Origin of the sequence: Cryobacterium sp. RTC2.1, from assembly GCF_035018685.1 — a bacterium.
GTDB classification, from domain to species: Bacteria; Actinomycetota; Actinomycetes; order Actinomycetales; family Microbacteriaceae; genus Cryobacterium; species Cryobacterium glucosi.
Genome location: NZ_JASJXJ010000397.1, coordinates 1 through 231, shown reverse-complemented (window position 1 = coordinate 231; position 231 = coordinate 1). Strand labels below are relative to the sequence as shown.

Annotated in this window: 1 protein-coding gene; it reads right to left on the bottom strand. The window is 59.7% G+C overall.

Annotation, left to right across the window (positions count from 1 at the left end):
* On the bottom strand, positions 1 to 231 hold a 231-nt coding region (locus QN357_RS19450; protein WP_323505464.1), incomplete at both ends, for a hypothetical protein.

The window sequence follows — 231 nt, the reverse complement described above, 5'->3', positions numbered from 1 at the left end:
GGGGTGCGTGAAGCCCTGGTCGTCATCGAAGGCGGTAACACCACGAGCAGGGCGGCGATGCGGGTCGAGACGCGGTGTCGGGTTAGAGCACGGTAGGTGGTCATCGCGCATTCGTCTGCGGTGTTTCGTCCCGCGAGCTCGACGAAAGATCTTTGAGCAACACGTACATTTTTCGACATGATCTCCAACACCATCCCGTCGTTGCGGCAGAGCAGATCGACTGCATACGCC